This is a genomic window from Streptomyces xanthophaeus (assembly GCF_000725805.1).
In the GTDB taxonomy this organism is placed as follows: Bacteria; Actinomycetota; Actinomycetes; order Streptomycetales; family Streptomycetaceae; genus Streptomyces; species Streptomyces xanthophaeus.
Window position 1 is genome coordinate 1 of record NZ_JOFT01000071.1, and the last position, 5,847, is coordinate 5,847.

5 protein-coding genes and 1 pseudogene are annotated in these 5,847 nt (G+C 72.2%); 4 read left to right on the forward strand and 2 right to left on the reverse strand.

Annotated features, from left to right (window positions below; genetic code table 11):
• The 3 genes and pseudogenes from IO30_RS47225 to IO30_RS0128785 form a co-directional block, all read left to right on the forward strand.
• Positions 1–99, forward strand: a pseudogene (locus tag IO30_RS47225) (class II glutamine amidotransferase); the annotation flags it as partial.
• A gap of 23 nt (positions 100–122) precedes the next feature.
• Complete coding sequence (locus IO30_RS0128780) at positions 123–536, forward strand: SHOCT domain-containing protein (RefSeq protein ID WP_031147708.1); 414 nt, start codon at positions 123–125, stop codon at positions 534–536.
• A 48-nt stretch (positions 537–584) separates the two neighbouring features.
• Positions 585–1,250 carry a GAP family protein gene (locus IO30_RS0128785; RefSeq protein WP_031147710.1) on the forward strand — a complete coding sequence of 222 codons (666 nt, stop codon included), beginning with the start codon at positions 585–587 and terminating at the stop codon, positions 1,248–1,250.
• Positions 1,251–1,342: 92 nt separating this feature from the next.
• Here IO30_RS0128785 and IO30_RS0128790 read toward each other — a convergent pair whose 3' ends face one another.
• On the reverse strand, positions 1,343–1,630 hold the full coding sequence (locus IO30_RS0128790; protein WP_031147712.1) for an SHOCT domain-containing protein: 288 nt from the start codon (positions 1,628–1,630) through the stop codon (positions 1,343–1,345).
• Between the two features lie 248 nt (positions 1,631–1,878).
• Between IO30_RS0128790 and IO30_RS0128795 the strand changes: the two genes are divergently transcribed.
• Entirely contained in the window at positions 1,879–3,228 is a 1,350-nt protein-coding gene (locus tag IO30_RS0128795; protein WP_037895413.1) for a chloride channel protein, read from the forward strand.
• 44 nt (positions 3,229–3,272) lie between these two features.
• On the opposite strand, the gene IO30_RS0128800 is transcribed toward IO30_RS0128795, so the two are convergent.
• Positions 3,273–5,639 carry an arylsulfatase gene (locus tag IO30_RS0128800; protein WP_031147716.1) on the reverse strand — a complete coding sequence of 789 codons (2,367 nt, stop codon included), beginning with the start codon at positions 5,637–5,639 and terminating at the stop codon, positions 3,273–3,275.
• Positions 5,640–5,847: the final 208 nt, after the last annotated feature.

Here is a 5,847-nt window from a genome sequence, read left to right on the forward strand (position 1 = left end):
GACCTCCCGGGTGCCTGGAACGAGGTGCCGGAGAGCACGTACGGCGTCGTACAGCCCGGGGCCGACGAACTGAGGCCCTTCACCCCGATACCGGCCTGACCCCGACCGACAGGAGACCGACGATGAACGGTGCGACGCTCTATCTGGCAGCGGACTACCCGCTGCTGGACGTGTTCTGGACCATGATGCTGTTCTTCTTCTGGATCCTGTGGTTCATGCTGCTCTTCCGCGTCATCGGCGACATCTTCCGGGACGACGGGATGAACGGCTGGGGGAAGGCGGGATGGACCGCCTTCGTCATCCTGCTGCCCTACCTGGGCGTGTTCGTGTACCTGATCGCCAGGGGGCGGGGGATGGGCGAACGCGAGATGAAGCGGGTCGAGCAGAATGAGCAGGCCTTCCGCTCCTACGTACGCGAGAGCGCCGCCCCCAGGAGCAACGCCGAGGACCTGTCCCGGCTCGCCGAGCTCAAGAACCGCGGAGACATCACGGAAGCCGAGTACCAGCAGGCCAAGGCCAAGGTCCTCGCGTCCTGAGGACGCCGTACCGGCAGCCGTACGGCAACCGCAGAGGAGAGGCACCTCATGGTGCTCGACCTGATCCTCATCGGCCTGGCCGTCACGCTCTTCCCCTTGCCGATCATGGCCTTCGTCCTCGTCGTCTCCGCACCCCGAGGCGTCCACAAGGGGCTGGCGTTCATCCTGGCCTGGCTGGCCTGCCTGGTGGCCGTCATAGCGATCGTCCTGTTCCTCACCGGCGGCCAGCCGCCGCCGCCCCGCTCCCCGCCCTCCATCGGGGCACTCGTCGCCACGCTGGTCATCGGTGTGGGGCTGATCGTCTACAGCGAGCACAGACGTCGCCGGCACCGCCGTACGGGGCCGGCTCCGAAGCGGGAGACTGCCGGGACCTCGCTGTCCTCACGCATGGACGACGCGACCGGATGGTCCGCCGCCGCGCTCGCCGTGCTCCTGCAGCCCTGGGGGATGGTCGGCGCCGCTGCCGCCACCGTCGTGCAGGCCGACCTCTCCCACGGGGCGACCTACGTGGCCCTGGCCGGGTTCTGCCTGCTGGCGACCTCCAGCCTGCTGGCCATGGAGCTGTACATGGTGTTCGCGCCGGAAAGGGCCCAACTCGTCCTGACCGGCCTGCGCGCATGGCTCCAGAGCCACAAGGACCAGGCGGTCGTGGTCGTCTGCCTCCTGCTCGGCCTGTGGCTCGTCGGCAGGAGCCTCTACCAGCTCACGGGCTGAACCCCCCGAGAGGCGCCGGGACTTCAGGCGCCTCTCGGCCTGTGGAGCTGCCGGGCCTGAGGAGTCGCCAGGCCTGAGGAGCTGCCGGGACGTCAGGAGCCGAGGAGCCTGCTCTTCTGCTCCGCGAACTCCGCCTCGGTCAGGATTCCCTGCTCCTTCAGCGCTCCGAGCTCCTTGAGCTGGGCGATCCGACTGCTCATGTCGTCGGCCGGCGGCTGTGCGGGGGCCGGGGGAGGGGCCGGCGCAGCCTGCTGCTCGTAGGCCTGCGGCTCCTGCTGGGCCCATCGACCCGCCTGGCGCCGCGAGACCCGGTTGGAGACCGCCGTCGCCGTACCGGCGACCACCGCGGTGCGTGCTACTCCTCGAAGAAGACCGGACACGTCGCTTCTCCTCACCGACCGGGCGCAGGCCGGACAGTCCGGCTGAAGGCGCCCCGGCCTCCCTTCCAGCATGGCACCGATGGGTGGCTGCGCGCCCTGCGGGACCGGCCCGGCGGCGGAGACGGCCATCCGGGCGGATCATCGGACCGGGGACCGCACGCGCTCCCCGTCCCCTTCCGCCCCTCCCGTCGGCACACGGCGGCCGCCCGGAAAGGAATCCCGGCCATGGGCAAGGAAGCAGGAGATCCATGACGGAGCCGACCCCCCGAGAGGGTGCCTGCGCCGACGGGCGGCACCCGGGACAACCGGAAGAGGCGGACCGGTTGCGGGACATCCTGCGCGCGCCCGGCTACCTCAAGATCCTCGTCGTCTCCGCCGCCATCGGCGTCCCGGTGTCGCTGATCGCGTTCTGGTTCCTCGTCGGGCTGCACGAACTGGAGCACGTCCTGTGGACGGACCTGCCGCAGTCCCTGGGGCGGGACGCGCCCCCGTGGTGGTGGCCGCTGCCCCTGCTGCTGGTCGCCGGAGCCGTCGTCGGTCTGGTCGCCACGCGTCTGCCCGGAGCGGGCGGTCACGTTCCCGCCGAGGGGCTGCACGCCGGAGGCACCTCAGCGGCCACGCTGCCGGGTGTCCTGCTCGCCGCAGCGGCGAGCCTGCCGTTCGGAGCGGTCCTGGGGCCGGAGGCGCCGCTCATCGCGCTGGGCGCCGGACTGGCCATGCTCTTCCGCGACCTCACCCGTACCGCGGGGACCCGGCAGGCCACGGCGCTGCTCGGCGCGGCCGGTGCCGCCGCCGCCATCGCGGCGATCTTCGGCAACCCGGTGATCGCGGCCGTCCTGCTGATCGAGGTGGCGGGGGTGGGCGGGCCGCAGCTCTTCGCGGTCATGCTGCCCGCCCTGCTCTCCAGCGGGGTCGGATCCCTGGTCTTCACCGGCTTCGGGCGGTGGACCGGGCTGGACACGGGCAGCCTCAGCCTCGCCATGTCGGTGCCCCTGCCGCGGCTGGACGCGGCGGACGTGCTCTGGACGGTCCTCATGGCCGTCGCCCTGGCCCTCTCGCTGCACCCGGTGCTGGGGGCGGGGCGCCGCATCGCCGCGTACGTCTCGGGCCGCGTGCTTCCCCGTACGGTGCTGTGCGCGCTCGGCGCCGGGTCCTGCGCGGCCCTGTACGCCCTGACCACCGGACGTACGCCCGCGGACGTCGCCCTGTCGGGCCAGGCCGCGCTGAGCCGGCTGGGCGGCGACCCCCACGCCTGGGGCGTGGGCGCGCTGCTCGCCGTGATCCTGCTCAAGGGAGCGGCGTACGCCCTCTGCCTGGGCAGCCTGCGCGGCGGACCCGTCTTCCCCGCGCTCTTCCTCGGAGCCGCGACCGGCGTCCTCCTGGCTCCCCTCCCGGGCCTCGGCGTGGTGCCGGCCATGGCCGCGGGCATGGCGGCGGCCACGGCCGCCACCCTCCGTCTGCCGGTCAGCAGCGTGGTGCTGGTCGTCCTGCTGCTGGGCAGTGTCGCCATGATGCCGGTGGTGATCCTCGCGGTCGTGGTCGCCTTCGTCACCACCGAACTCCTGCCCGAACGCGAGCCGTTGCCGGCGCCGTCCTGACAGCCGACGTCACCGGCCGAGGCGCCGGTGGACCGCGTGCCGCGTCATTCGAAGGCGGCGGCTGCCTCCCGCAGGGCGCGGGCCACCAGTGCCGGGTCGTAGGGCGCCTGTGCGCCGGGGGTGTAGGTCACCGAGCGCAGGGCGCCGGTGTAGCGGAAGCTGCGATGGCGTTCGTGGACCGGCCAGGAGACGGGGGACCTGCGGTCCACGCCGACGCTGATGCCTTGCAGCGGCGCCATGCCGATGAGCTGGTGGACGCGGTCCGACCGGCCGGTCTCGACACCGTCGACCAGGATGCGGAACTCCCAGCGCAGCCCCTCCACCGCGGTGGCCGAGAGCGTGACCGTCCGGCGTCCCGCGGGCAGCGGACCGGCGTCCGTCTCGTGCAGCTCGCCGTACTCGTTGTAGGCGAACCACAGCCGGCCGTCCTCCACGTACAGGCTGTAGCCGCCGCCCTGGTCGCCGTGCGAGACCAGCACGCCCTGGTCCGACGCGGCGTGCTCGTCCAGTGCGACGGTGACGTCGAAGGAGCGGAAGGAGATGAGCCGGGAGGAGCGGTACCGCTCCAGCTCGGGTGTGCCCGCCAGCAGGGTGAGGGGCCGCTGGAACCGTTCCTCGGCCGGGTTGCGCCTGGCCAGGGCGCCGGTGCCGTCGAGGAGGGGGAAGACGCCGTTGCGCCGGGCCGCCGACTCCCAGGCCGCAGCCAGTTCCTTCACCACCTCCGGGTGGTCCTGGGCGACGTCCACGGTCTCGGTCGGGTCCGTGCGCAGGTCGTACAGCGCCCATTCGCCGTCGTCGTACGGTGCGCCGGGACGGTGGAGCGTGACCAGCTTCCAGCCGTCGCGGTAGTAACTGCGGTTGCCCGACATCTCGCAGTACTGCTCGGTGTGGGCGCTGGGCGTACGGGCGTCGCGCAGGACGGGCGCGAAGCTGACGCCGTCCAGCTCCTGGGCGGGCCGCGAGCGCCACAGCTCCGGGCGTCGTACGCCCGCGAGTTCCAGGAGGGTGGGGGTGATGTCGGTGACGTACTGGTACTGGAGGCGGACCCCGGAGTCCTCCTCGGCGCGGCGCAGCCCCTCGGGCCAGGAGATGACGAAGGGCACGCGTACGCCGCCCGCGTAGGTCTGGCCCTTGTAGAGCCGGAAGGGGGTGTTGGAGGCCATGCCCCAGCCGCGCGGGTAGTGCACCAGGCTCTGCGGACCGCCGATGAGATCGGTGTCCCGGTCCACGTCCGGGTTCCAGTCGTCGGGGACGGGCTGGTGGACGAAGCGGCTGAAGTAGCTGCGGGTGCCCTCGGCGCCGCCTTCGCCGGTGCCGCCGTTGTCGGAGGTGAAGACGATGACGGTGTTGTCGAGTTCACCGAGTGCGCGCAGGGTCTCGGTGAGGCGCCCGAGGTTCTGGTCGATGTTGTCGACCATCGCCGCGTAGACCTCCATGTAGCGGGCGTAGCGGCGCCGTTGCCCGGGTGTCAGCTCCTCCCAGGGGCCTACGTCCAAACCGGCCTCGGAGTTGCGGTCGGGCAGGGCGGTGCCCTCGGGGAAGAGGCCGTCGGCGATCTGCCGGGCGAAGCGGGTGTCGCGCAGGGCGTCCCAGCCGCCGTCGTAGTGCCCGCGCCGGCGTTCGATGTCGGCGGGCTTGGCCTGGAGGGGGCCGTGGACGGCGTTGTGCGCCACGTAGAGGAAGAACGGCTTGTCGGGGTCGTGCGCGCGGAGCGACTTCACCATCGAGATGGCCTGGTCGGTGATGTCGTCGGTGTAGTAGTAGCCGTCGGGCAGCTCGTCGATGTCCAGCGGGCTGTTGTCGCGGACCAGCTGGTGCGGGTGGAAGAGACTGGTCAGGCCCTCCAGTACGCCGTAGTACTGGTCGAAGCCCTTCTGCAGGGGCCAGTTGCGCCGGTCGTCGGCGGCGTTGGAGGCGGAGTCGCGGGTGAGGTGCCACTTGCCGACGGCGTACGTGGCGTAGCCCGCGTCGTGCAGAACCTCGGCGAGGGTGGGGACGTCCTGGCCGACCTCCATGCCGTAGCCGGGGAAACCGGGGTCGGAATTGGCGACCGTCGCGTACCCGACGCGGTGCGGGTTGAGACCGGTGAGCAGGGCGGCGCGGGCCGGGGAGCACAGCGGCATGGTGTGGTAGTTGGCCAGGCGCAGGCCGCGCTCGGCCAGTCCGTCCAGCACGGGGGTGGGGATCTCGGAGCCGAACGGGCCGATGTCGCTGTAGCCCATGTCGTCGACGAGGACCACGACGATGTTCGGCGCGCGGTGTCCGGGCCGGCGCGGCGGCTGCCAGGCGGGTTCGGACTCGGCGAAGGTGCGGCCGACACGGCCCGCGAAGCCCTCGTAGGGATCACGGCGGTGCGGGCTGCCGGGAGCGCTGGGGGCGCCGGGGGCGGCGGGTGTGCTCGGGCTGGTCACGGGCGAAGCTCCTTCGGGACAGGGGGCGGGGCGGTCCGGCCCCGCGCGCGAACGGACCGGTGGCCGGGGGCGGATGCCCCCGGCCACCGTGGTTTTGGCTTCGCCCTACGGGATTACTTGGCGCCGAGGCCGGCGTCGGAGACCTCGGGCTTGCCGGCGGCCTTGAGGACCTTGTTCAGGAGCGTCAGGTCGTAGATGCCGGTGAGGT

Excerpts from the sequence above, each read along its gene's own strand:
- IO30_RS0128780 (WP_031147708.1), top strand. The coding sequence starts at position 123 with ATGAACGGTGCGACGCTCTATCTGGCAGCGGACTACCCGCTGCTGGAC.
- IO30_RS0128785 (WP_031147710.1), top strand. The coding sequence starts at position 585 with ATGGTGCTCGACCTGATCCTCATCGGCCTGGCCGTCACGCTCTTCCCC.
- IO30_RS0128795 (WP_037895413.1), top strand. The coding sequence starts at position 1,879 with ATGACGGAGCCGACCCCCCGAGAGGGTGCCTGCGCCGACGGGCGGCAC.